Here is a 22,964-nt window from a genome sequence, read left to right on the forward strand (position 1 = left end):
AGCGACTACGTAGTCACCCGGCTCCCCTGACATCCAGGCAACCGGGCCTGGCGCAGAGCGCCCGTCATCGCGGGCCGCTCAGCCTGCTGCGCGCGCTCGGCACGACATTTCGTCGATCTCTTCAAGAGTGGGTTGCCCATCGACATAATCCGATTTCGAAGGCAGGCGTTCCATGAAGTGATTCCGCCAGTCCTTGCTGCCGACGTATTTCTGCAAGGCGATGCGGAGGCGTTCGCACGTATCGTGGTCGCCCTTGCTGATCGCGAATCCCGTGGATTCGCGTGGGCCGAACCTGATGTCCGCGACGAGTTGGATGTCATCTCGCTCCGCCAGCTGGATACCGGCGAGCGTCAGCCGGTCTCCGACGATCGCGTCCACGGCACGCCGACGCAGCCAGGTGAGGCAGTCGGCGAAGCCCTTCTGCAGGTAGATCTGTGCCCCGTTCACGGTCTTCTCCAAGGAGTCGGCTGTCGTCGACCCGGCGATCGTGCATACGCGTCGCCCGGAGAGGTGAGCAGGTTTTTCGATGCTTTTTTCGCCGCGACGAACCAGCACGCCCAGTCGCGAGGACGCGAGCGGACCGACGAAGTCGGCCACTGCTTCTCTGGACGGGATGATGCCCAGCGTGCCGACGATGTGGGCCCCGCCACTCATCAGCGTGCTCATCGCCTGTTCTCGGGGGACCTTGTTGAAGGCGATCTCTTCCTTGAAGCCGGCAAGACGAAGCAGCCCCTTGATCGCGTCTTCGTTGTAGCTCGATCTTGCTCCGTTGCGGCGATTTCCTTCGTCCTGCCAGACTCCCGCCACTATGCGCGGGGCATCGAGGAACGAGCCCGGCTCCTGAGGTACGTAGGTGCTGCCCTGGAGCAAGGCCAGCGGCAACATCGCGAGCAGGGCACGGCCGGTCTTCGCCGCAGCGCTCGGCGGCTTCTTGGGAGAAGTGGCCGGACGGGACTCTTGCCGAGGTCGGATCGGCCCCCGCGTCACGGTGAGATTTCCGGCGCTGCCGACGGAACGGCGTTGCGGGCGGGGGAAGCCCCGGCCGACCAGTTCCCGGTCGACGTGGCGGTGGATCTCGTCCAGGGTGAGCGGGCCGGGTTCCCGTAGCGCGTTCAGCAACGCTCCGGTGAATGCGGTGTTCCGGGCACCGAGTGGAGCGTGGGAGAGGGAATTGGCAGGCGTGGACGTCAGGGTATAAGTGCCCGTCAGATCGAGCTGCCCCAGGGCGAGGCGCCGCCGGTCGCTCATGACGGTGACGGCCTGGCCGGAGAAACAGCAGTCCAGGAGGAGCACGCGGGCTTTGGCGCGAGCGCTGCCGACCATGCGTTTGACCAGGTCGACGTGAACGGCGGAGAAGCCGACGTGTTCGGCGTTCGTACCGGTCAGAGCGAAATGCAGGGCTCCGGTCTCGTCGAGGACCCCGTGCCCGCAGTAATAGACCAGCAGCAGATCCTCCGCCTCGCGGACGGCGGCGGTCAGGGCCACGCCGACGGCGGCCTGATCCGCCGGATCGGCCAAGGTCTGACAGTGATCGGCTTCGAAGAGGCCATGAACGGGATGCGTCAGCACCTGCCGCAAATCTTCCAGATTCGTGCGTACGGCCGGGATGTCAGGCAACTCCGGGTCGTGAAAGGTACCCGCCCCGATGAGCACCGCCCGGCTGCCCCCGCCATCCAGCAACGGCTTACGACTCACCATGCCGCTCGACAGCCGCCGGGAACTGCTCCGCCACCTCCCGCAGCACCGCCGCCGGATCCGCGGCACGACGGACGTCCACCTCGACCCGCCGCCCGTCGGCGGTGGTGACGGTGACCTTGACGTCGGCGCCGCGGGAGGTGAGCCAGGTGCACACCGACTGGATCAGCACCGCCACCGCACCACCGGAGCCCACCGCCACCGTCAGCAACTCCACCGCCGAGCCCATCTCACCCGGCTTCGGCGCCCGCCGCTGAGGCCGTACCCGCCCGCGCAGTTCATCCTCGGAACCGAGCCAGTTGAACAACCCCACCGCGTGGGTCTCGGCTTCCGCACCCTCGACAACCACCTGCAGGTCCACAGCATCGGACATCTCAAGCACGAGGTAACGTCCTTTGAATTACGGCTTTTGGTATCCATCATGCTAGCGGCCTGGATGCGCTCCGCCTTATCTTGCCGTTGATGAAACGGCTTGCGCCTCGAATCAACTGCGCCGCAGCTCCCCGTCCTCTCAACGAGCACTCAACAGATTCTCAACATCGCCCCGCGCACCATATGGACAGCCAGTCGGCCAACAGAACAAAAGGAGGCACCATGCGATTCGCGGCCAAGGCGGTAGGAATGCTGGTCACGACCGGCGCGATCATGACTGCGGCACTCGTGAACGCGTCGGCCGCGTCGGCCGTCCCGCCTCCGTGTGCCGGGTACGCCACCTCCAACCTGGACGGCGGCTACGGCGTGATGAAGGGCTCCTACAACCTCAAGAAGGGGCCCTACGCGGGCCACTGCGCGAACGTGGCCAGGCTCGGCAGCGGCCGGGTCATGTACTTTCACTGCTGGGTGAAGAACCGGCACGGCCACCTCTGGGTCTTCGGCCGGGTGAAGGGGACGAGAACGTACGGCTGGATGTCGATCGACAACTTCCGCACCATCCGTCACACGAACTACGAGACGTGCCGGGCGAACGCCGACCGCGATCACCTGTAGAACCACTCCTCGTGCTATGGACGCGTCAGAAGAAGAGGACAGTCCTCGCATCCACACGTTGCCGGAAGGTCCGCCACATCCACACCTGCGCGCCCGCCAGCAGGGGCAGCAGGATCAGCGCGAACCCGCCGAGCACCCGCAGGGATTCCGCTCCCGCCGCGGCCTGGGCGAGCTCCGGTCCGAGCCGCACGCCGACGAGCACGGTGACGCTGGTGATCGCAGTAGACGTCAGCGCCACCGCACGGCCGTAGGATTCCGCGCGGACAGCCGTCCGAGCTGTCCACAAGGCCGCAGCGCCGGCTCCGCCGACCGCGACGGGGACGGCGACGGGGACGGCGAGCGGGAGGCTCTCGCCTGGGAGGCCGCCGATCAGGAATCCGGTGAGCGGGGCGAGCGCCAGGAGGACCGCCGCCGGCCCCAGCAAGCGAGACGCCAGGGCCTGCGCGTCCACGGCGAGCTCGGCCGGTGATCTCAGGGCCGCGAACACGGCACCGTGCGCGGCGAGCAGTACGACCGCCACCGTGGCCCACACCAGCGTGAACGGCCCCGTCCCGTGCAGCGCCGCACCCACAGCCGCTCCCCAGAAGGCGGCGAAGGCGACGCTCGCCACGTTCAGGACGCGATCCCAGGCGACCCGCCAGCGTACGGAGGCAAGCCTGCTCCGGAACCAGATCGACGCGTCCCGCGACGCCCAGATCAGCAGACCCGCCACCACCATCAGGTAGAGCCCTTCCGACAGCCGGGCCTCGGCAAGGGGGAACGCTCCGGCCAGCACGCCGCCGGCCACGACCAGCCAGACCTCGTTGCCGAGGAAGAACGGGCCGATCACGGTGAGCAGGGTGCGCCGCTGCTCACTCGTCCTCCCCATGCGGTGCAGCAGCATGCCCACGCCGATGGCGAACCCGTCCGTCACCGCGTAGAGGTTCAGGAACAGCATCAGCAGGATGATCCAGAGAAGGTCCATGGGTTTCCTCGCCCTCAGAACTCGCCCTCAGAACTCGCCCTCAGAACTCGCCCTCAGAAGCGGAGTGGCCGGACCTCGGTCTCGCCGGCCGCCGCTCCGAATGTCGCGGCGCTCACTCCGCGCCGGGCGAACTTCGCGATCAACCAGTAGTCCATGACGGCCAGCGAGGCGAGCACCGTGACGAAGCCGGCCGACGACAGGGCCACCGCGGTGGGTTCGAGGTCGGACACCGCCTGGTCGGTTCTCAGCACACCCCACACCACCCAGGGCTGGCGGCCCACCTCACGAACCAGCCAGCCCATCGACACGGCCAGAAAGGGCAGCGGCAGCATCCCGATCAGCAGGTAGAGCGGGAAGCGCATCCGGAAGATCCGGCCGCCGATGGTGAGGAGGAGGAAGAGGAACGTCCCCCACGACACGACGTAGGCGACGTCCTTCATGATCTCGAAAGGGACGATGATCCAGGACGGTGGCGCGAGACTCGCGTCACCCGATCCGCCGAGCGTCCCCGACATGGCGGCCAGCTTCATCGGCTGGTACCGCTCGACGACGTTCTCCTGGACGAAGCCCCAGTGGATGGCGGAGAACCCGCCGAGCGGGGCGACGAGCAGACCCCAGCGCAGCGACCGCCGGAAGACGCCGGCGTCGGCGCCACGCCTGAGCAGATGCCAGGAGCTGATCCCCGCGACGAACAAGGCGCACGTCAGCAGCGCGGCGGAGATCAGATGCAGGAACGCGTCGGTCAGGGCGGGGTTGGTCAGCAGCGCGCCGGCGTCCGTCAGGCGCGCCTGCCCTTCCCGCATCTCGTAGCCGACCGGGTGTTGCAGGAACGAGTTCGCCACCATGATCCAGAAAGCGGTGACGTAACCTGCCGCGGCGACCAGCCAGATGAGGCTCAGGTGAACCAGGGCGGGCAGCCGGTTCCAGCCGAAGATCCACATGCCGAGGAACGTCGCTTCGACCACGAAGCCGATCAGGGTCTCCAGCGCCAGCGGGACACCGAGGACGTCGCCGGTGACCTTCACCAGCCCGCTCCAGTTCAGCCCGATCTGGAACTCCATCACCAGGCCCGTGATGATGCCGACCGCATAGTTGATCACATAGAGCGTGCCCCAGAAGCGCGTCATCCGGAGGTAGACGTCCTTGTCGGTGATCACGTGCATCGTCTGCATGGCTGCTACGAACACCACCAGACCCAGCGAAAGAGCCACGAACAGAAAGTGGATCGACGCCGTGGCGGCGAACTGCAGTCGAGACAACAGCAACAGGTCCATCATCACCCCGTGGCTCTCCGTCCGGACGACGGTGCCAGTGAGGACTCGTATCGCGTTGGTGTCCCGCTGGTGCCGCTCTCCAACGTCCCTCGAAGGCGACGCGATCAACCGTGGCGAGGATGAGATCCTCCGTACCGGTAGGAGTGCCGCATGACCACGTATGCGTTCCCCTTCACGTCCCAGCTCCCGGGCGAGCCGGCTCCGGAGTTCGACCTGCTCAGGACCAGGCAGCCGGTCGCTCGGGTGCGCCTGCCCACCGGCGACGAGGCGTGGCTGGTGACCGGGTACGAGGACAACAGGGTCGTCCTGAGCGACGTACGTTTCAGCCGGGCGTTGACCACCAGGCCCGACGCGCCGAGGCTGCAGCCGATTCCGTCGGATCCGTCCGCGCTGGTCAGCATGGATCCCCCCGACCACACCAGGTTGCGCAGGCTGGTGCAGCCCGCGTTCGGCAACCGTCGCGTAGCGGCCCTCCGGCCGGTGATCGAGCGCAAGGTGGAGGACCTGATCGACGACCTGGCCGAGGAGGGGCCGCCCGCCGATCTGGTGTCGCGGCTGGCCGGCCCCCTGCCCATCGCCGTGATCTGCGAACTCCTGGGTGTTCCCGCCCGGGACAGGAACAAGATCTCCGGCTGGGTCGGCGTCATGCTCAGCCTGACCCGGTTCCCACCGCCTCAAGTGGCCGGGGCCAGGGCGGAGCTGAAGGACTATCTGGCCTCGCTGGTGGCCGCCAAGCGCGACGAGCCGGCCGACGACCTGCTCAGCGAGCTGATCGCGGCCCGCGATTCGGGCGGCCGGCTCAGCGAGGAAGAGCTGGTGATGATGGGCACGACTGTGCTCGCCGGCGGATTCCTCAGCACGGCCAGCGAGATCGCCCTGTCGTTCCTGTGCCTGTTCCGCCATCCCGACCAGCTCGCCCTGCTCGTCAAGTGCCCGGAGCTGCTGGACGCCGCGGTCGATGAGCTCTTGCGCTACAACGCCCTGACCACGGGAGGCGGGCTGTTGCGGATCGCCACCGAGGACGTCGAGCTCGGTGGCGTGCGGATCCGGGCGGGAGAGGCCGTGCTGCCCGCCATCTCGGCGGCCAACCGTGATCCCGGCGTCTTCCCCGACGCGCACCGGTTCGACGTGACACGCGCGGAGAATCCGCACCTGACGTTCGGCCTGGGCTTGCACTACTGTCTCGGCGCGCGGCTGGCGAGGAGCGAGCTGGAGCTCGCCCTGGCCGTCACGCTGCGCAAGCTTCCCCGGCTGGGCCCTGCCGTGCCCGTGGACCGGCTGCCCGTTCAGGACGGGCAGCTCATCCGCGGCCTGGCGGAGCTGCCCGTCACCTGGTGACGGCGGCGATGGCGTCGGCGAGACTCCGCTCCAGCTCTTTCAGCCGGCGCCGGGGGATCTCGCCCATCGTGCAGATGCGGAAGTACTCACCGGACAGGTGGCCCTGGCCGGCGTAGACCACGTAGCCACGTGTCTTGAGCTCGTCGTGCAGAGCCCGGTAGGACACTCCTCCGGGCAGCCGCAGCATCGTCACGGAGCTGGACCGGAACGGCTCGGCGACCAGAATCGGCAGGCCGAGCCGATCGAACTGGTCGCGCACCAGCGCCGCGCGCTCCCGGTACAGCCGGGTGCGGGCCGCGAAGCCGCCGGCCTCCTCGTACTCGGCGATCGCCGCGTCCAGGGCATAGCAGGCCTGCACCGCAGGGGTGAAGGCGACCTCGCCACGACGTTGGCTCGCCAGGTGCGGAGCGGCGTCGAGGTACAACGATCTGGACGGCACCTCGGCGACGCGTTCCACAGCTCTGTCACCGAGCAGGACGAACGACACACCGGGCACGCCGTGCAGGCCCTTGTTGGCTGTGCCGCAGATCACGTCGGCGGGCACCCGCGCCAGATCCGGTTCCTCGATGCCTGTGCCGCTGATGGCGTCGACCACGAAGAGCGCCTCTCCGGCGGACGCCGTCGCGGCGCCGATCTCCTCGATCGGGTTGATCAGGCCGGTGGTGGTCTCATGGTGTACGCACGCCACGGCGTCGATGTCGTCGTGCTCGGCCAGGGCCGCCCGCACCGCCGCGGGATCCACCGGTCGCGTCCACTCGCTCCTGACCTCGTGGCAGGTGATTCCGTGGACACCGGCGATTTTCGCCAGCCGCTCGCCGTAGACGCCGTTGTTGACGACGAGGGCCGAGCGGCCCCGGCGTACCGAGCCGATCAGCGCCATCTCCATGGCCGCGGTGCCCGAGCCCGTCACGAGCACCGTCTCGTGCGTGCCGCCGAGATTCAGGCAGCGGGGCAGTGCCACGCGGATCCGCTCCAGCAAGTCCGCGAACTCCGGCTCGCGATGGCACAGATCGCCCCGCAGCAGGGCGTTTCGCACCCGCTCGGAGGTGCCCGCCGGGCCCGGCGTCAGCAGGGTGAGTGCGCCGTCGATCACTCCGCGGCTCCCTTGCCCCGCAGGTGGGTGACCAGGCGCATGGTCGTCATCGTCGAGCCGGCCCGGAACCGGTCCAGCGCGCGCCGGTTGTCCACATGCTCGGCGCTGTGCTCGAACTGCCGGAAAGCGGCCTCGTCCCGCCAGTCGGTGACCACGTAGTACACCGGCTCGGTCTCGTCGCCCCTGAGCAGCCACTGATCGAGGTTGGTGCTCCTCGCCGAGACTCTTTCCGCTATGTCTTCCCAGGTCCGCTCGAACCCGGCCTCGGTACCTTCCTTGACGGCGAACCGGAGGATCACCCGGAACATGCCGCCTGCCCTCCGCAGCCGCAGGCTCCGCCACCGGGCGCGGACCAGGTGTAGAACGGCTCCGCCATGGCGTCCTTCGGCTCCTTCCAGTTCGGGTCGAACGGACTGATGTACTGGCTGAGAGCCTGGTTGATGTCACGGTAAAGGGAGTGGCCGCGCGCGCTGTACAGTGGCGCGGTGATGTCCTGATCAGCCTCCACCAGATGCATGTACAGGCCATGGAAACGGAAGAGCGTGCGCCGGGAGACACCGATCATGTGCGGGAGCTCACTGGCGTCCGAGGCGGCGAAGGCGGCAGCCACCTCGTCCGCCTGGTCCGGGTTCATCCGTGCGACGATCAGGGTTCGGTGAGCCATCACCCACTCCTTAGGAAGTCGTACCGGCGCTGTGATGGTGTCAAGCCGCCTTCAAGCGGGACTCGAAGGCGTATGGAGCGGCCTGGTTTACGCTCAAGGCGTGGTGATGCTGCGCAGGGATTTCCTGGCGGAGACGGTGCTCGTCATCGGCATGGCCGTCATGACCATCCTCGGCTCCGTCATCGCGGGCCTCAACCAGGACGGCAGGCCCGTGGACTGGACGGCCTGCGCTCTGCTGGCGGGCGCGTGCCTGATCTTACCCCTTCGGCGTCGCCGGCCCGTGGTGACCCTGCTGGTCACCCTCTCCTCGCTGGTGGTCTATCACGCCCTGGCCTTCCCGTACGGGTCGGCCGTGGTTCCGGCCCTGATCGCCACGTACAGCGTGATCGCGGAGACCGGAAGCCGGCTGCGGCCCGTCGGTCTGATCGCCGCGGCGTTCCTGGTCCTATACCCTGCCGCGGGGTTGCCGCTGGGCGTCTACGACTCGGACTACGCGGCCGGAACCGTGCTCGTCTGGGCGGTCGTCGTCGGCGGGGTGGTGGTGCTCGCCGAGCTGACCAGAATGCGCAGGGAGCAGTTGGCCATGGTGAAACGCCAGATGGAGGAGGCCGAGCGGCTCCGGGAGGAGGAAGCGCGCAGGCGTACGGACGAGGAGCGGATGCGCATCGCCCGTGAGATCCACGACATCGCCTCGCACACGATCTCGGTCATCGCGATTCAGTCGAGCGTCGCCAAGGAGGCCCTGCGTGATTGCGCCGCGTGCCCGGACTCGGCGCGCACGGCTCTGGACATCATCCGGGACGCGAGCAAGGAGGCCATGAACGAGATGCAGGCGGCGATCGGAGTGCTGCGCGCGACCGCCGGCGAGTCCGAGCCGATGCCCGGCCTGGCGCAGGTCGAACGCCTGATGACGTCGGCTGAAGAAGCCGGGCTCGAGGTGCTGCGGACCGTGCGGGGCACGGCCAGGCCGCTGCCGCCGGTGGTGGACCTGACGGCGTACCGGATCATCCAGGAGTCGCTCACCAACACCCTGCGTCACGCGGCGGCCCGGAGCGCGGAGGTCGATCTCGCCTATGACGAGCGGGGACTCACGTTACGGGTGAGCGACGACGGCCGGGGACCGACGGGCGGCACGGGTTACGGCCTGGTCAGCATGAGAGAGCGCGCGAGCACCGTGGACGGCTGGGCCGACGCCGGCCCCCGCGCGGGAGGAGGCTTCGAGGTGCGTGCCTGGCTGCCCGCCCCGCTGGAGGACTCCGGTTGGCGGGGATCCGCATGATCCGGATCGTGCTGGCCGACGACCAGCCCCTGGTCAGGGCGGGCCTGCGGGCTCTGCTGGAGAGCACGTCCGACATGGAGGTCGTGGCGGCGGCCGCCGACGGCGAAGAGGCGGTCAGCGTGGTCAGATCCAGCCTGCCCGACGTGGTGCTGATGGACATCCGGATGCCGGGAACGGACGGCTTGGAAGCCACCCGCAGGATCCGGGCGGACCCGGAGCTGGCCGGCACCCGCGTGCTCATCCTCACCACGTTCGAGTTCGACCAGTACGTGTTCGAGGCCCTGCGGGCCGGCGCCAGCGGTTTCCTGGTCAAGAACATCGAGCCGGATCACCTGCGGCAGGCGGTGCGTGCGACCATGCGCGGTGAGAGCCTGCTCGCTCCGAACGTCACCAGGCGCCTCATCGAGCGGTTCGTGCGGCCGGCCGGTGACGGCGCGGAGGGGCTGTCGGCGCTGACCGATCGCGAGCGCGACGTCCTCGCCCTGGTGGCCGAGGGACTGTCCAATGCCGAGATCGCCGAGCGGCTCTTCCTCAGCCCGGCGACGGTCAAGACCCACCTGCACCGCATCATGACCAAGCTGGACGCGCGCGACCGCGCCCAGCTGGTAATCCAGGCGTACGAGGTGGGGCTGGTCCGGCCGCGCTGGTTGTGACCCCGTACACCCCTGGGCGTACTCCGCCTACTCCTCTCCCCGGCCGGGAACCCGCTCACGGGTGGACGCCCCCGCGGAACCTCCGGGCCTAGCGTCGGAAGCGTCCCTTCCCCCCGCACGGAGTGAGTGATGCGACGGCTGTCGGCGTTCGTGCTACGGCACAAGATCTGGGTCATCCTGTTCTGGACCGTCACGGCGGTGTTCGGCGGCTGGGCCGCCTCGGTCGTCCCCGAGAGGCTGGCCAACGACTACTCCTTCCCTGACGAACCGGCGTTCAAGGCCAACACCGCGATCGAGGAGATGTACGGCAACGGCGGGGCGACCGAACCCCTGGTAGCGGTGATCCGCTTGCCGGCGGGCCAGACGGGCAGCTCACCGGCTGTCACGGAAGGCATGGAGCGGGCGACCGCGGCCCTCTTCCAGGAGGCGCGGGTACGGCTCCTGCCCCGCCCCGATGACGGCGACCTGCCGTACGCGCTGGCCCTGCTTCCGGAGGAGAGGTGGGGAGAGCCCATCGAGTACGGCCCCATCGTCTCCGAAGCGCTGCGAGCTTCCCTGCCCGCGGGCAGCGACGTCAGGATGACGGGCATCAAGGAGCTCGAAGACCAGGTCGAGGGAGTCACCACCGACAGCGTGGTCATCGAGACGCTCATCGCCGGGGTCGGTGCGCTGGTCGTGCTGCTCTGGGTGTTCGGCTCGGCGCTGGCCGTGCTTCCGCTCGTCGTCGCGACAGTGTCGATCATGGTCTCGTTCCTCCTCACCCTGGGTCTGACCGAGATCACCGACGTGAACGCCACCATCCAGTACCTCATCGCGCTGATCGGGCTGGGGGTGGCGGTGGACTACTCGCTGCTGCTGGTCAACCGGTGGCGGGAGGAACGGCGCGTCGAGGGGACGTCACCTGACGAGGCCATTCACCGGGCGATGGAATCCGCTGGACGGGCGGTGGTCTTCAGCGGCCTCACCGTCGCGGGCGGCCTGGGCACCCTGATCGTGCTACCCGTGCCGTTCATCCGCAGCATCGGACTCGGGAGCATGCTGATCCCCCTGGTCAGCACTCTCGTGACGCTGTCGCTGGTGCCGGTGCTGCTGTCCTCGATCGGGCAGGTGCTGGAATGGCCACGCCGAGGTCGCGGCATACCGTCGGGCGCGGCGTGGCGGCGGTGGGCGGGGCTCATCGTCCGCAGGCCCCTGATCTCCCTGCTCGTGGGCCTGGCCGTGCTCTCCCCGCTCCTGATCGCCGCCACCACGATGCGGCTGGGCGATCCAGTGTCCACGGCGCTGCAGAGCGAGGGCAGCGCCGGTACGGCTCTGACCGAACTCGAACGCGGCGGGGTGCCGCGCGGCGTGCTCACGCCCATCGAGGTCCTGGCGCCGGCCGGCGTCGCGCCGGAGACGGTGGCCCGGCGACTGGCGACCGTGGACGGCGTGCACGCGGCCGTCGCTCCGGACTCACCCGTCTGGCGGCAGCGCGGGACCGCGATGGTCAGTGTGCTGCCGGAAGCCGAGACCAGCACCCCCGCCGGACAGGACACGGTGGAGCGTGTCACCGCGGTCTCCCGGAACTTCCCCGGCGTCCAGATCGGTGGGCGTGGCGCGCTGACGATCGACTCCGCCTCCGCCCTCTACCGCAACTTCCCGTACATGCTGGCCGCCATCCTGGTGTTCACCTTCATCGTGCTGTCCCGTGCCTTCCGCTCCGTCGTGCTGGCCGGCCAGGCGATCATCCTCGGCATGATCTCCATCGCCGCCTCCTATGGCATCCTCGCCCTGGTCTGGCAGGAGGGTCACGGCTCCGGACTTCTGTGGGGGGTCGAGGCGACCGGCGCCATCGCGCTGTGGGTGCCGCTGGTGGTCTTCGCCTTCCTGTTCGGCCTGTCCATGGACTACGAGGTGTTCCTGCTGGCCAGGATGCGGGAGGAGTACGACGCCACGGGATCGACCCGCACCGCCGTTCTCACCGGGCTCGGCCAGGTGGGGCGCCTGGTGACGAGCGCGGCGCTGATCCTGTTCCTGGCCTTCGTCCTGCTTTCCACGATCCCGGTGGTGGACCTCAAGATCGCGGCTACCGGACTGGGCGCGGGCATCCTGCTCGACGCGACCGTGCTGCGCGCCATCCTCGTGCCCGCCCTGGTGGCTCTGACGGGCGCGGCCACCTGGTGGTTGCCCCGGTGGATGGCCACGGCGCTCCGCACGCGAGGGACGGTCTCCCGGCCGGGCCCGATCAGAGAGGACACCCGCATCGACGGCTGAGTGACCGTCACACCTGCGATCGGCGCGCCGACCTCGTCATGAGGACCCCCATGACGAGCATCCAGATCATCAGCAGACCGCTCGGGCCGACGAAACCGGCGAGATGCGGGATGGCGTCGAAGCCCAGGTAGTAGGTGATCCCGGCCGTCGTGACGAACAGCCCCACCAGGAAGGCGGCCCAGCCGAGCCAGCGCGGGAAGGCCCGGCCCACGGCCACGGCCAGGCCCATCAACGAGAAGGGGACGCCCACCAGCCAGATGATGGAGGCGACGAAGGTGGCCTGGAGCACGCGGTACACCGCCGCCGCGATCAGGAAGGCGTCCTGTTTCCCGGTGCCGGAGGCGGCGGCCCACGTGTCGGCGACCACCTTGAGCACGTACCCGTCCAAGGCGGTGTCGATGACGTAGATGATGAACCCGACGAGAACCGCACCGGTGGCGATCCTGGCGAGGATCGCGCTCCATCCTTCGGTGAGCACGCCGGCCAGGCCGGCGAAGGCGATCGGCCAGAGGGCCACGGCGAGGATGGCCAGCAGATGGATGGCGTGCCACTCGGGATGCGCGGCGACGTGCGGAACGGCGTTCTCCGCCCCGCTCGGCAGGTCTCTGTGTAACGCGCCGGCGGCCAGGTAGCCGACCGCGCCGAGGACGGCGCACACGCCACCCAGCCTGACAGAAATCGTGCTCATGGCGGCCATGGAGTTCATCCTCTGTTGCGGACGGTTGACGGATCTGTCATGAACGCTAGGAAACCCGGCCGACCGGGTCAACGATCATCCGGCTTCCGACCGGTCACCAGAGACTCGAACTCGCCCAGCGGCTGGGCGCCGGTGTCGACGAATCCCGCGGCCGTGAGCCAGGATCGGCACTGCTCCGTCGTGTACCCTCCGCCGCCGGGCGTGATCAGCATCATGTTGAGGCTGACGAGCAGGCTCGATGCCTTGCCCCGGCGGTCGGGGTCGATCATGTGGTTGGTCACCAGGACGGTGCCGCCGGGACGCAACGCGTCGAAGGCCTGCCGCAGGAGCGCGGCCCGCTGCTCATCGTCCCAGTCGTGCAGGATCGCGCTGAACAGGATGGCGTCGGCCCGCGGCAGCGGGTCGGTGAAGAAGTCGCCCGCGTGGAAGGACACCTTCTCCCGCATCCCGAGCCTGGCCATCTGCTCCTCGAAGGCGGGCTCGGCATGAGGCAGGTCGAAGACCGTGGCCCTGACGTGTGGATTCTCCCGCACGACATGGGCCGCGGCGGTGCCGCTGCCGCCGCCCGCGTCCACGAAGTCGACGATCCCGCTCCAGTCGAACTCGCGCGCCAGTTCAGGGTTCTTCATCGCGCCCAGGTAGTCGAACCAGGACATGAGCGAGCGCCACACCTCCTGACCGCGGTGGGCCGAGGCGAACATGTCGCTGCCTCCTCTGACCAGCACCTGCGATTCTCCGGTCTTCAGCGCCCCCGGGAGTCCCTCCCAGCGCCGTCTCGCGCCCTGGAAGAACCGGACGATGCTGGTCGGCGCGTCGCACCTGAAGTACTCCTCGGCCAGCGCGGAGTTGGCGTACCGGTCCCCTTCGCGCCGCAGCAGCCCCACGGCCACCAGCGCGTCCAGGAAGTCGGGCAGCAGCCTGGGGTGCAGCTCCAGTTCGGCCCTGATCTCCGCCACCGTGGCGGCGCGGCCGGCCAGCAGGTCGAACAGCCGCAACTCCATCGCGGTGAGCAGGGACATGTATCCGAAGAAGGAGATGCCCAGCTTCCAGATGGCAGAGCGGTCCAGGGTGTCGTCGAACGCCATGGTCACTACCTCACTTGTCCTTGTGTCCCACGATGAGGGATTCGCCCTGGGCCAGCGGCCGAATCTCGACGCGGGCGAAACCCGCCTGACGCAACCACGAGCGGCAGTCCTCCATCAGCGGCACCCGCCCGTCCTTGGACACGAGCATGATGTTCAGGCTGACCATGAAGCTGGCCACGTTCGCGGACCGCGCGTCGTCGAGCATGTGGTTGGCCGCCAGGACGACGCCGCCGGGGCGGAGCGCCTCGTACGCCGAGCGCAGCATGGCCAGCCGCTGCTCCTCGCTCCAGTCGATGAGCATCCCGCCGAACAGGACGGCGTCGGCCCGCGGCAGCGGGTCGGCGAAGAGGTCGCCCGTCTGGAAGGACACCTTCCCCTGCGTGCCGAGCCTGGCCATCTGCTCCTCGAAGGCCGGCTTGGCGTTGGGCAGGTCGAAGACCGTGGCGCGGACGTGCGGGTTGTCCCGTACCACGTGCGCCGCGGCGGTGCCGTTGCCGCCGCCGGCGTCCACGAAGTCGGCGATCCCGCTCCAGTCGAACCGGCGCGCCAGGGCGACATTACGCGCGGAGGCCAGGTAGTCGGCCCAGGCGAAGAACTTGCGCCAGTCGTCCTTGCCCTGGCGCAGGTTGTCCATGGTCGCGCCGGCCGGTTTCATCGTGACGAGCGGCTCGCCCGAGCGCAGCGCCTGCAAGAGGTTCTGCCAGCGGAACTGCGCGCCCTTGACGTACCTGATCACGTTCGTGGCGGCATGTTCGCGCAGGTAGTGATCGCTCAACCGGGTGTTGCCGTAGCCGCCCGCCTCGCGCCGCAGCAGGCCCACGGCCACCAGCGAGTCGAGGAAGTCGGCCGTCAGCCTGGGGTGCAGGTCCAGTTCGGCCCTGATCTCCGCCTCGCTCAGGGTACGACCGGCGAGCAGGTCGAACAGCCGCAATTCCACGGCCGCGAGCGCGGTGGTGTAAGCGAAGTACTGGTGGCTGAGGCCGAGGATCGGCCCGGCATCGATCGGATCGTCGAAACTCATGAGGTGTGCCTCCTTCAGACGGACCGCTGGTAGGAGCGGAAGGCGTTCACAGCGGTCAGGACGGATACGGTGCAGACGGCGGTCAGCAGGCCGAGCCTGAGCCAGACAGCCGGCCAGTCCGGCTGGGCGCTCAGTGCCGTCCTGCTCGCGTCCACGACCCAGCTGACCGGGTTCAGCGCGGTCGGCAGCCATGAGGCCATGAGGCCTTCCGGCATGAAAGCCGTGGACAGGAAGGCGAACGGGAAGATCAGTAGCTGGATGACGGTGATCTGCACTTCCCGGCTGCGGACCCGGAGCGCGAGCGTGTTGGACAGGGCCGCGACCGTGAGCGCCAGCAGCACCACCGCGGCCGTCATCACCGTCAGGCCGACCGGCCCGCCCGGATAGCGGACCCCCAGCAGCAGGGCCGCGGCCAGGAGGACGAGGGTCTGCACGACGGCGATCAGCGCCTGTGGGATCAGGTTGCCGGTGATGATCGCGACGCGCCTGACCGGCGACATCAGCAGCCGGTCCAGCACACCTCGTTCGAGGTCCATGAGCATGGTCAGGCCGGCCCACGCGCTGCCGAACATGGCGCCCACGGCCGCCATCCCCGGAGTGAGGAACTGGGGGTAGCTGGCCGCCGGGAATCCCGGCAACCGGGCCACTCCACTGAGCAGGCCGCTGAGGAAGACCATCCAGATGAGCGGCTGGGCGAGGGTGGCGACCAGATACCAGGAGCGGCTGGTGAACACCCGCAGCTGGCGCGTCGAGAGCAGGAGGGAGTGCTCCGCCACCGCCTTCATCGGTGGCCTCCGGCGTGCCGGAAGTAGATGTCGTTCAGCGACGGGCGGCTCACCGAAACCGGCCCCGTGACCGAGTGAGCCGTCAGCACCTCCAGGACCGAGCCGAGCGCCCGCGCGTCCCCCTGAATGTCGGCCCGCAGCTCCGCCCCGGTCCACGCCACGTTCCTGACCTGCGCGAGCCGCTTCATCGCGGCCTCGACCTGCCGCGCGGTGGCGGGGTCGGTCAGCCGCACCGCGACCACGTCGCCGCTGAGCTCCTCCTTCAGATCCTGCGGTGACCCTTGGACGACCACGGCGCCCTGGTTCAGGATCACCACCCACGAGGCGAGCCGGTCGGCCTCGTCGAGCTGGTGCGTGGTGAGCAGGACGCTCATCCGCCGGTCCCGGCACAGCTCGGTGACCAGTGACCACAGGCCTTCGGCCGCCACCGGGTCCACCGCGGCGGTCGGCTCGTCCAGAACCAGTACGGCCGGCTCGTGGACGAGCCCCATGGCGAGTTCGAGCCTGCGCCGCATACCGCCCGAGTAGGTGCGCACCAGGCGTCCGGCGGCGCTGCCCAGGTCCATCCAGTCCAGCAGCTCGTGCAGGCGGGCGCGCAACCTGTCGCCACGTAAGCCGTAGATCCTGGCTTGGAGCCGGAGGTTGTCGTATCCCGTCGCCGACGGGTCGGAGGAGTAACTCTGGCTGACCACCCCGATCCTGCGCCGCACCTCGGCGGGCCGCGTGCGGACGTCGACGCCGTCCACGCCGATGCTTCCCGCGTCGAACCCCGTCAGCGTGGCCATCGCCTTGATCAGCGTGGACTTTCCCGCTCCGTTGGGGCCGAGGACGGCCGTGATCTCACCGCGGGCGGCGCTGAAGGAGATCCCGTCCAGCGCCCGTACCCCGCGCGGGTAGGTCTTGACCAGGGACCGCACCTCGATCGCGGCCGGATGGGCAGCGGGAGCGGCCCTGGCCGGCGCGACGGTTCTCGGTTCGCCCGCCATCAGACGAGCCGCACTCGGTATCCGCCCAGCCAGGCATCGAGCTGCAGGACCATGTGGATGTCGGTGCGATCGCGCCACGCCCGCTCGGGCCGCGGCGGCGAATCGAGCAGTTTCCTGGCCGCGGCGACGTCGATCAGGTCCAGTGCGGGGCTGCCGCCGTCCTTGATCAGCGTGGCCAGCCTTTCCCGCATGGCCGCGCCGCCGTGCGGACCGGCCCCGATGGGGAAGGGGCTCGGCGTCCTGTTCAGGATCGGCTCGGGCAGGTCGTCGCGCAGTGCCGCGGCCGCCACGTTCAACGGCCCGCCGTCCGCACCCTTCATGTCGTACGGGATGTTGAAGCAGTACTGGATCATCTCGGGCGTGCAGTACGGCCAGCGGGCCGACAGGCCGGCCGTCTGGGTGAGGCCGGTGTCGAAGACCGTGACGTATTCGTGCCAACCGTACAGGCTGAGATACCGCAGCTCGCGCGCCCTCCTGGCGGGCCCGGTCTCACCCTTGAGCACGGGCACGGCCTCGACGGTCTCCCGGTACCTCCTGGCGCAGTAACCGGGCAGGTCGAGCCGTTCCAGCAGGTCGGGCGCGAGCAGGCCGGTGCCGATGCCGCTGCGGTGGGTCCGGCGCTGGGTGAAGGAGATCCAGGGGAAGGTGGCGCTGCCGGTGCTCTGTTCGTCGCTCATGCCCAAGGCGCCGCCGAACATCAGCCCCGCCTGCTGTCCGCTCAGCACGACCGGCGCGCTGGAGCTCACCGTCCGGCACAGGTGGCGCAGGGCGATGGCGAAGTCGCTGGTCGGTGTCGGGCGATCCTGCTGTGCGGCGACCATCGTCCGCTGGAGTACCGGGTCCTCCAGTTCGGCCCTGTCGACCACGATCTCCGTGTGGTCGGTGCCGAACTCGCGGGCGATCATGGCCGCGTGAGGCGCGTCCCGCGACACCTGGAGCAGTCCTGGCCCCGTCTGCGTGCCGGCGAAGTCCAGGGTGAAGGTGCGCAGGGCGGGGCCGCCTCTCTCGCGTATCGCCCTGGTCGCCAGCGCCACCAGCGCGCTGGAGTCCACACCGCCCGACAGCAGCACGCCGACCGGGACGTCCACGTCCAGCCGCGCGTGGACCGCCGCCTCCAGCAGCTCGCGCCAGGTCGCGGCGGTACGGGCCGCGGAGTCGGGATGCGGCGCGGCCTCAAGGGTCCAGTACCGCTGTTCCTTCACTCCTCCGGCGGTGATCCTGACCAGGTGCCCCTGGTTGAGCCGCCGCATGTCCTTGTAGACCGACCTGCCGGGAACGACGGTGAAGGACAGCGCGTCCCGCAGCCCGTCCTCCTCCACCACGGCGTCGATCTCCGGATGGGCCAGCAGCGCCTTGGGCTCCGAGCCGAACAGGACGCCGGTGGGGGTCGGCTGGTAGTAGATGGATCTCAGCCCCAGCCTGTCTCCGACCAGCAGCAGTTCCTCACCGCGCACGTCCCAGATCGCGATCGCGAACACGCCGTCCAGCCTGCTCACGCACTCGGTCCCCCACTCCAGGTACGCCCTGGCCACGACCTCGGCCTCGCCAGAGGTGCGGAAGTCGTGCCCGTGCCCTTTCAGCGCGGCCCGCAACTCGCGGTGGTTGTGGATGTCGCCGTCGAGGGCGATCACGACCAGCGGGCGCCCGTCCTCCTCGACGACGAAGGGCTGAGCGCCGCCCTCCACGTCGACGAGAGCGAGCCGGTGGTGCCCGATGACGGCGCGGGGGGAACTCCAGATCCCGTATCCGCCCGGCCCTCGCCAGGCGACCCGGCCGGCCATGGTGGCGACGATGTCACGGGCGGGTGTGAGGTCACGCTGGTAGTCGATCCATCCGGCCATCCCGCCCATGTGAAAGTCCTTCCTTCTTGCCGAGGCTGAGCAGAGCATGCACGGGCGGTCTAGAGAGCCGGTCGAGGAACGCTCGGTTCGGATCTCGACCGAGACTCGAATCGAGCGAATGACAATGACCCGGCCAGTCATCGCCCTCGCGAGGAGGAACCGTGTCGTCACCCCATTCCGACCGCCGTGCCGTTCAAGGTCAGGGAGCCCGGCTCCGTGAACTCCTGCGAAACCCGGCGGTGTTCCCGCTCCTCGGCGTGCACGACGGACTGTCCGCGCGCATCGGGGCCGACTGCGGGTTCCCCGCTCTGTGGGCATCCGGGCTGGGCATGTCCACCGCCCTCGGCGTGCGCGACTGCGAGGAGGCGTCGTGGACGGAGCTGATCCAGGTCGTCGAGCACATCACCGCGGTGACGGACGTGCCCGTGCTGGTGGACGGCGACACGGGCCACGGCAACTTCAACACCGCACGACGCTTCGCCTGCCGGGCCGAGCGGGCACGCGCGGCCGGCATCTGCCTGGAGGACAAGGCCTCGCCCAAGATGAACTCCTTCGTCGGCGACGCCCACGCCCTCGCCCCCGTCGCCGAGATGTGCGGGAAGATCGCCGCATGCCGGGACGCCGTGACCGACCCCGACTTCGTGATCACGGCCAGGGTGGAGGCCCTGATCGCGGGGGCCGGCATGGAGGTCGCGCTAGAGCGGGCCACCGCCTACCAGGCGGCGGGCGCGGACGCCATCTTCATCCATTCGAGGCAGCCGACGGTCGCGGAGATCGCCGAATTCTGCGCCCACTGGAATGACCGGCTGCCCTTGATTCTGGCGCCCACGACTTACCACACCACGCCCATGAGCCGATTCCAGAGCCTGGGCATCAGCGGTGTGATCTGGGCCAACCAGGCGTTGCGCGCGGCCACGGCCGCCATGCGGCGCGCTTGCCTGGTCCTGCGCGAGAACGGGCCCACGGAGCTGGACGACTCGATCAGCACGCTCAAGGAGATCTTCACGCTGCTGGAGTACGAGGAGCTCGAACGCGATGAGCAGCACTACGCGGAACTGCTCACGAAGCTCAACGGCTACGCCGAGCTGGGGGCGTGAGGCGGTGCTCGACCCCACCGCGTTCCTCTCCGCTCTGAGGCGACGAGGGGTGACGGCGTTCACCGGCGTCCCCTGCTCCCATGTGGCGTCGCTGATCAACGCGGTGGCGAGCTTCCCCGAGGTCGCCTACGTCCGGGCCACCCAGGAGGGTGAGGCGCTGGCCATCGCGGCGGGGCAGTGGCTGGCCGGCTCGACCGCGTGCGTGTTCAGCCAGAACTCCGGTCTGGGCAACATGGTGAACCCGCTGACGTCACTCACCCATCCCCATCGCATCCCGGTGCCGCTGATCGTGACCTGGCGGGGGGAGCCGCAGCGTCCCGACGAGCCACAGCACGTGCTCATGGGCGAGATCACCCGCGACATGCTCGACCTGCTGCGGATCGGCTGGCAGGTGTTGCCCGCGGAGGCGGACCGGGTCGACGCCACCCTCGACGAGGGATGGAGGCAGATGGAGGAGGGCGGCGTGCCGTACGCGTGGGTGGTGCGGCGTGGGACGTTCCTGTCCACGACGCTGCACGAGCCCTCTCCCGACAGGACCCGGACCGAGTGCGTACGGTGGCCCGCGGTCGCACAGGGGCGAGGCCCCACCAGGACCGCCGCGCTGAACCGGATCCTGGAAGTGGTGCCCGACGACGCCGCGATCGTCTCCACGACCGGCATGACCAGCCGCGAGCTCTTCACCCTCGCCGACCGCCCCCAGCACTTCTATCTGGTGGGCGCGATGGGGTCGGCGGCGGCGGTCGGGCTCGGCGCGGCGCTGAGCACCTCCCGGTCCGTGGTGGTGATCGACGGCGACGCCGCCGCCCTGATGCGGCTCGGCACACTCACGGCCGTCGGCGCGTGCCAGCCGCGGAACCTGGTGCACGTCGTGCTGGACAACGGCGTCCATGACTCGACGGGCGGCCAGCGCACGCTGGCGCACCAGGCGGACCTGCCCGCGATCGCCATGGCCAGCGGCTACCAGTACGTCCACGGCTGCCGCAGCCTCGACGAGCTGGGCCAGGCCCTGCGAGCCGCCGTGCTCGGATCAGGCCCGGCCTTCATCCATCTGTCGATCAGGCCGGGATCCCCGGCCTCGCTGGGGCGGCCGACCGTGCATCCCGCCGACGTCGCCCGGCGCTTCAGGGATTTCCTCACGCACGCCCCAGCAAGGCCTTCCACCCAGACTTGAATGACCCTCTAATCGGTGCGCTCACCATCACGTCATCACTCGCAGGCACATTCAAGAGGAGCACGCGTGGTGGCCGATCAACGCAATCTATCTGTGTATCTCCTGCAACAGGGCGTCTGGGACATGCCGCTGGAGTCGATGCCACTCGCTTCGGGCTACCTCAAGGCCATGGTGTCGTCCGACGACTATCTGCGCTCGCGGGTGGACGCGACGATCCACAACTTCCGCGGCGGCGTGACGCTCATGAAAATGGCCGTCGAGGTTTTCAACGCCGGCGCGCCCGACGTCATCTGCTTCTCGGTGCTCGGCTGGAACTACCAGAAGTTCGGCGCGCTGGCCGAGACCTTCAAGCAGATGAACCCGGACGGCTGGGTGATCTTCGGCGGCACCCATGTCGCCAACCAGGCCGAGCGGACGTTCAGGATGTTTCCCGAGGTGGACGTCATCGTCAACGGTGAGGGGGAGGAGGTGTTCGTCGAGTTGCTCAAGGCTCGGCTGGCCGGCGTCCCGGCGACCGACCTCGGCGGCATCGGCGGCATCTCGTTCATGAACGCCGAGGGAGAGGTGGTCACCACACCGCCCAGAGAACGGATCAACGACCTCGACATCATCCCGTCCCCCTTCCTGAGCGGCGCCATCGAGCTCACCGACGCCGCAGGCCGCTTCAGGTACGACGTCGCGCTCATGGAGACCAACCGCGGTTGCCCGTACAAGTGCTCCTTCTGCTACTGGGGCGGCGCGGTGGGCCAGCGGGTACGGGCGTTCTCCCGCGAGCGGCTGCGCGCGGAGCTGGAACTGTTCGCCGGTCACGGAGTGCACACGGTCGTGCTGTGCGACGCCAACTTCGGGATGCTGCCGATCGACGCGGAGTTCGTGACGGACCTGCTGGCGGTCAGGGACCGTTACGGCTATCCGCGAGCCCTGGAGACCTCGTGGGCGAAGAACAAGTCCAAGGTCTTCTACGACATCGTCCGCACCATGAAGCGCGAAGGACTGCGCAGTTCCTTCACCCTCGCCCTCCAGACGCTCACCGACGACGCGCTCCAGTTGATGAACCGGCGCAACATGAAGGTCAACGACTGGGAGGACCTCGCGGAATGGCTGGATCGGGAGGGACTCGACGCCTACGCCGAGCTGATCTGGGGCGCGCCGGGCGAGACGCTGGGGACCTTCTTCGAAGGCTACGACCGGCTCTCGCGGCACGTCTCGCGGATCGCGGTCTATCCGCTCCATCTGCTGCCCAACACCGAATACGCGGAGAAGAAGGCCGAGCACGGGATCGTCTCGGTCCGCGGTGACCATGACGACTTCGAGTACATCCTCGCTCACAACACCGTCTCCTTCTCCGACAACGAGCTGATGAAGCGGTTCCTGTTCTGGAGCCGCGTCGTCGCGGAGAACGCGGTCCTCCGGCATACCTGGGTGGGCCTGCGTGAGATCGGCGGGGTCTCCCAGTCGCGGGTGCTGCGCACGCTGGACGCGTGGGTGTCGAGCACCGACGATCCGGCCGCGGTCCCGCTCCAGGCGGCGGTCACCGCCGCCACGGAGGCCAACAGCGACGTCGCCTACGGCGACGCGGTCAAGTATCTGTTCGGCGACCCCGAGGCGCGCCGGCTCCTGCGTCGATGGTGGGACGAGGCGGTCACGCCGCTGCTGGAACCGGAGTCACGACCCGTGCTGGAAGTGATCTTCGACTACGACCTGCTGACTCAGCCCTTTTACCACCATCCCAAGGCGGGCACGCCCGCCGAGGTCCTCCCGACGCGCTCGGTCCGGGGCGAGACCTATTTCGTCCGTGAGGGCCTCGTCCTGAGCTATGACGCGCCGGGCATCATCCGTGAGCTACGGGCCGGCGAGAAGCCCCACATCGAGCCCGTGCGAACCGCGGTGACCCTGTACTACCGCGCGGGCGCGGAGAACTTCATCGGCTCCACGAACCACGAGGAGGTCGTGCACTTCGTCGGCATGCCCGAGGAGGAGGCCCTGGCCGCCGCGGCCGCGGGGGCGGCCGAGGCGCCGGCCGCCCCGATGGCCGGGGCGGTGACCGCCCTGCTCTCCGACAGGGGAAGCTGCGCGTAACC

21 protein-coding genes are annotated in these 22,964 nt (G+C 69.0%); 8 read left to right on the forward strand and 13 right to left on the reverse strand.

Annotated features, from left to right (window positions below):
• Positions 1-78 precede the first annotated feature (78 nt).
• Positions 79-1,698: a caspase, EACC1-associated type gene (locus B0I32_RS23870; RefSeq protein ID WP_106243195.1), complete on the reverse strand. Its 1,620-nt coding sequence runs from the start codon at positions 1,696-1,698 to the stop codon at positions 79-81.
• Complete coding sequence (locus B0I32_RS23875) at positions 1,685-2,068, reverse strand: effector-associated constant component EACC1 (protein ID WP_146178289.1); 384 nt, start codon at positions 2,066-2,068, stop codon at positions 1,685-1,687. The genes B0I32_RS23870 and B0I32_RS23875 overlap by 14 nt, the downstream gene beginning before the upstream one ends.
• Before the next feature lie 221 nt (positions 2,069-2,289).
• Here B0I32_RS23875 and B0I32_RS23880 point away from each other — a divergent pair, with 221 nt between their 5' ends.
• Positions 2,290-2,682, forward strand: a complete 393-nt coding sequence (locus B0I32_RS23880; protein WP_146178290.1) for a hypothetical protein — start codon at positions 2,290-2,292, stop codon at positions 2,680-2,682.
• Between the two features lie 25 nt (positions 2,683-2,707).
• On the opposite strand, the gene B0I32_RS23885 is transcribed toward B0I32_RS23880, so the two are convergent.
• Complete coding sequence (locus B0I32_RS23885) at positions 2,708-3,646, reverse strand: cytochrome d ubiquinol oxidase subunit II (protein ID WP_106243202.1); 939 nt, start codon at positions 3,644-3,646, stop codon at positions 2,708-2,710.
• Positions 3,647-3,699: 53 nt separating this feature from the next.
• Complete coding sequence (locus tag B0I32_RS57820) at positions 3,700-4,911, reverse strand: cytochrome ubiquinol oxidase subunit I (protein ID WP_181307702.1); 1,212 nt, start codon at positions 4,909-4,911, stop codon at positions 3,700-3,702.
• 159 nt (positions 4,912-5,070) lie between these two features.
• Between B0I32_RS57820 and B0I32_RS23895 the strand changes: the two genes are divergently transcribed.
• Complete coding sequence (locus B0I32_RS23895; RefSeq protein ID WP_106243204.1) at positions 5,071-6,258, forward strand: cytochrome P450; 1,188 nt, start codon at positions 5,071-5,073, stop codon at positions 6,256-6,258.
• On the opposite strand, the gene B0I32_RS23900 is transcribed toward B0I32_RS23895, so the two are convergent.
• Genes B0I32_RS23900 through B0I32_RS23910 form a run of 3 tightly spaced genes read right to left on the reverse strand, consistent with a single transcriptional unit; the run spans position 6,248 to position 8,015 of the window.
• Entirely contained in the window at positions 6,248-7,351 is a 1,104-nt protein-coding gene (locus B0I32_RS23900) for a pyridoxal-phosphate-dependent aminotransferase family protein (protein WP_106243206.1), read from the reverse strand. The two genes, B0I32_RS23895 and B0I32_RS23900, sit on opposite strands and share 11 nt — an antisense overlap.
• Entirely contained in the window at positions 7,348-7,659 is a 312-nt protein-coding gene (locus B0I32_RS23905) for an antibiotic biosynthesis monooxygenase family protein (protein ID WP_106243209.1), read from the reverse strand. Before B0I32_RS23905 ends, B0I32_RS23900 begins: the two co-directional genes overlap by 4 nt.
• Positions 7,647-8,015 (reverse strand): TcmI family type II polyketide cyclase, encoded by a 369-nt coding sequence (locus B0I32_RS23910; RefSeq protein WP_106243211.1) that lies wholly within the window; start codon positions 8,013-8,015, stop codon positions 7,647-7,649. Before B0I32_RS23910 ends, B0I32_RS23905 begins: the two co-directional genes overlap by 13 nt.
• Positions 8,016-8,121: 106 nt before the next feature.
• Here B0I32_RS23910 and B0I32_RS23915 point away from each other — a divergent pair, with 106 nt between their 5' ends.
• The 3 genes from B0I32_RS23915 (at position 8,122) to B0I32_RS23925 (ending at position 12,200) form a co-directional block, all read left to right on the forward strand.
• Positions 8,122-9,294, forward strand: coding sequence for a sensor histidine kinase (locus tag B0I32_RS23915; RefSeq protein ID WP_146178292.1), 1,173 nt, complete (start codon positions 8,122-8,124; stop codon positions 9,292-9,294).
• Complete coding sequence (locus B0I32_RS23920; protein ID WP_106243580.1) at positions 9,291-9,947, forward strand: response regulator transcription factor; 657 nt, start codon at positions 9,291-9,293, stop codon at positions 9,945-9,947. The genes B0I32_RS23915 and B0I32_RS23920 overlap by 4 nt, the downstream gene beginning before the upstream one ends.
• Before the next feature lie 129 nt (positions 9,948-10,076).
• On the forward strand, positions 10,077-12,200 hold the full coding sequence (locus B0I32_RS23925) for an MMPL family transporter (RefSeq protein ID WP_106243215.1): 2,124 nt from the start codon (positions 10,077-10,079) through the stop codon (positions 12,198-12,200).
• A 7-nt stretch (positions 12,201-12,207) separates the two neighbouring features.
• Here the strand turns inward: B0I32_RS23925 and B0I32_RS23930 are convergent, their stop codons facing one another.
• From B0I32_RS23930 to asnB, 6 genes are all read right to left on the reverse strand, one after another.
• Positions 12,208-12,888, reverse strand: a complete 681-nt coding sequence (locus B0I32_RS23930) for a hypothetical protein (RefSeq protein WP_146178293.1) — start codon at positions 12,886-12,888, stop codon at positions 12,208-12,210.
• Positions 12,889-12,965: 77 nt separating this feature from the next.
• The gene (locus B0I32_RS23935) at positions 12,966-13,982 is read right to left on the reverse strand and encodes a methyltransferase (protein ID WP_146178294.1); all 1,017 of its coding nucleotides are present in this window, start codon (positions 13,980-13,982) and stop codon (positions 12,966-12,968) included.
• A 10-nt stretch (positions 13,983-13,992) separates the two neighbouring features.
• A complete protein-coding gene (locus B0I32_RS23940; protein WP_106243223.1) occupies positions 13,993-15,003 on the reverse strand; it encodes a methyltransferase in 1,011 nt (336 codons plus the stop codon).
• Between the two features lie 14 nt (positions 15,004-15,017).
• A complete protein-coding gene (locus tag B0I32_RS23945) occupies positions 15,018-15,788 on the reverse strand; it encodes an ABC transporter permease (RefSeq protein ID WP_106243224.1) in 771 nt (256 codons plus the stop codon).
• Complete coding sequence (locus B0I32_RS23950; RefSeq protein WP_106243227.1) at positions 15,785-16,774, reverse strand: ABC transporter ATP-binding protein; 990 nt, start codon at positions 16,772-16,774, stop codon at positions 15,785-15,787. The genes B0I32_RS23945 and B0I32_RS23950 overlap by 4 nt, the downstream gene beginning before the upstream one ends.
• Positions 16,774-18,624 (reverse strand): asparagine synthase (glutamine-hydrolyzing), encoded by a 1,851-nt coding sequence (asnB, locus tag B0I32_RS23955; RefSeq protein WP_181307704.1) that lies wholly within the window; start codon positions 18,622-18,624, stop codon positions 16,774-16,776. The genes B0I32_RS23950 and asnB overlap by 1 nt, the downstream gene beginning before the upstream one ends.
• Positions 18,625-18,776: 152 nt before the next feature.
• Here asnB and B0I32_RS23960 point away from each other — a divergent pair, with 152 nt between their 5' ends.
• From B0I32_RS23960 to B0I32_RS23970, 3 genes are all read left to right on the forward strand, one after another.
• The gene (locus tag B0I32_RS23960; protein WP_106243232.1) at positions 18,777-19,712 is read left to right on the forward strand and encodes an isocitrate lyase/phosphoenolpyruvate mutase family protein; all 936 of its coding nucleotides are present in this window, start codon (positions 18,777-18,779) and stop codon (positions 19,710-19,712) included.
• A complete protein-coding gene (gene aepY, locus B0I32_RS23965; protein ID WP_106243234.1) occupies positions 19,651-20,883 on the forward strand; it encodes a phosphonopyruvate decarboxylase in 1,233 nt (410 codons plus the stop codon). Before B0I32_RS23960 ends, aepY begins: the two co-directional genes overlap by 62 nt.
• Before the next feature lie 93 nt (positions 20,884-20,976).
• Complete coding sequence (locus tag B0I32_RS23970; RefSeq protein ID WP_219911988.1) at positions 20,977-22,962, forward strand: KedN5 family methylcobalamin-dependent radical SAM C-methyltransferase; 1,986 nt, start codon at positions 20,977-20,979, stop codon at positions 22,960-22,962.
• Positions 22,963-22,964 lie beyond the last annotated feature (2 nt).

This window comes from Nonomuraea fuscirosea (genome assembly GCF_003001935.1).
GTDB lineage: Bacteria > Actinomycetota > Actinomycetes > Streptosporangiales > Streptosporangiaceae > Nonomuraea > Nonomuraea fuscirosea.

Bases quoted from the DNA above. Each gene is read 5' to 3' on its own strand.
- B0I32_RS23880 (WP_146178290.1), top strand. From the start codon at position 2,290: ATGCGATTCGCGGCCAAGGCGGTAGGAATGCTGGTCACGACCGGCGCG.
- B0I32_RS23925 (WP_106243215.1), top strand. From the start codon at position 10,077: ATGCGACGGCTGTCGGCGTTCGTGCTACGGCACAAGATCTGGGTCATC.
- B0I32_RS23895 (WP_106243204.1), top strand. From the start codon at position 5,071: ATGACCACGTATGCGTTCCCCTTCACGTCCCAGCTCCCGGGCGAGCCG.
- B0I32_RS23950 (WP_106243227.1), bottom strand. From the start codon at position 16,774: ATGGCGGGCGAACCGAGAACCGTCGCGCCGGCCAGGGCCGCTCCCGCT.
- B0I32_RS23935 (WP_146178294.1), bottom strand. From the start codon at position 13,982: ATGGCGTTCGACGACACCCTGGACCGCTCTGCCATCTGGAAGCTGGGC.
- B0I32_RS23875 (WP_146178289.1), bottom strand. From the start codon at position 2,068: ATGTCCGATGCTGTGGACCTGCAGGTGGTTGTCGAGGGTGCGGAAGCC.
- B0I32_RS23885 (WP_106243202.1), bottom strand. From the start codon at position 3,646: ATGGACCTTCTCTGGATCATCCTGCTGATGCTGTTCCTGAACCTCTAC.
- B0I32_RS23945 (WP_106243224.1), bottom strand. From the start codon at position 15,788: ATGAAGGCGGTGGCGGAGCACTCCCTCCTGCTCTCGACGCGCCAGCTG.
- B0I32_RS23870 (WP_106243195.1), bottom strand. From the start codon at position 1,698: ATGGTGAGTCGTAAGCCGTTGCTGGATGGCGGGGGCAGCCGGGCGGTG.
- B0I32_RS23930 (WP_146178293.1), bottom strand. From the start codon at position 12,888: ATGAGCACGATTTCTGTCAGGCTGGGTGGCGTGTGCGCCGTCCTCGGC.
- B0I32_RS23915 (WP_146178292.1), top strand. From the start codon at position 8,122: ATGCTGCGCAGGGATTTCCTGGCGGAGACGGTGCTCGTCATCGGCATG.
- B0I32_RS23940 (WP_106243223.1), bottom strand. From the start codon at position 15,003: ATGAGTTTCGACGATCCGATCGATGCCGGGCCGATCCTCGGCCTCAGC.
- asnB (WP_181307704.1), bottom strand. From the start codon at position 18,624: ATGGGCGGGATGGCCGGATGGATCGACTACCAGCGTGACCTCACACCC.
- B0I32_RS23910 (WP_106243211.1), bottom strand. From the start codon at position 8,015: ATGGCTCACCGAACCCTGATCGTCGCACGGATGAACCCGGACCAGGCG.
- aepY (WP_106243234.1), top strand. From the start codon at position 19,651: ATGAGCAGCACTACGCGGAACTGCTCACGAAGCTCAACGGCTACGCCG.
- B0I32_RS23905 (WP_106243209.1), bottom strand. From the start codon at position 7,659: ATGTTCCGGGTGATCCTCCGGTTCGCCGTCAAGGAAGGTACCGAGGCC.
- B0I32_RS23920 (WP_106243580.1), top strand. From the start codon at position 9,291: ATGATCCGGATCGTGCTGGCCGACGACCAGCCCCTGGTCAGGGCGGGC.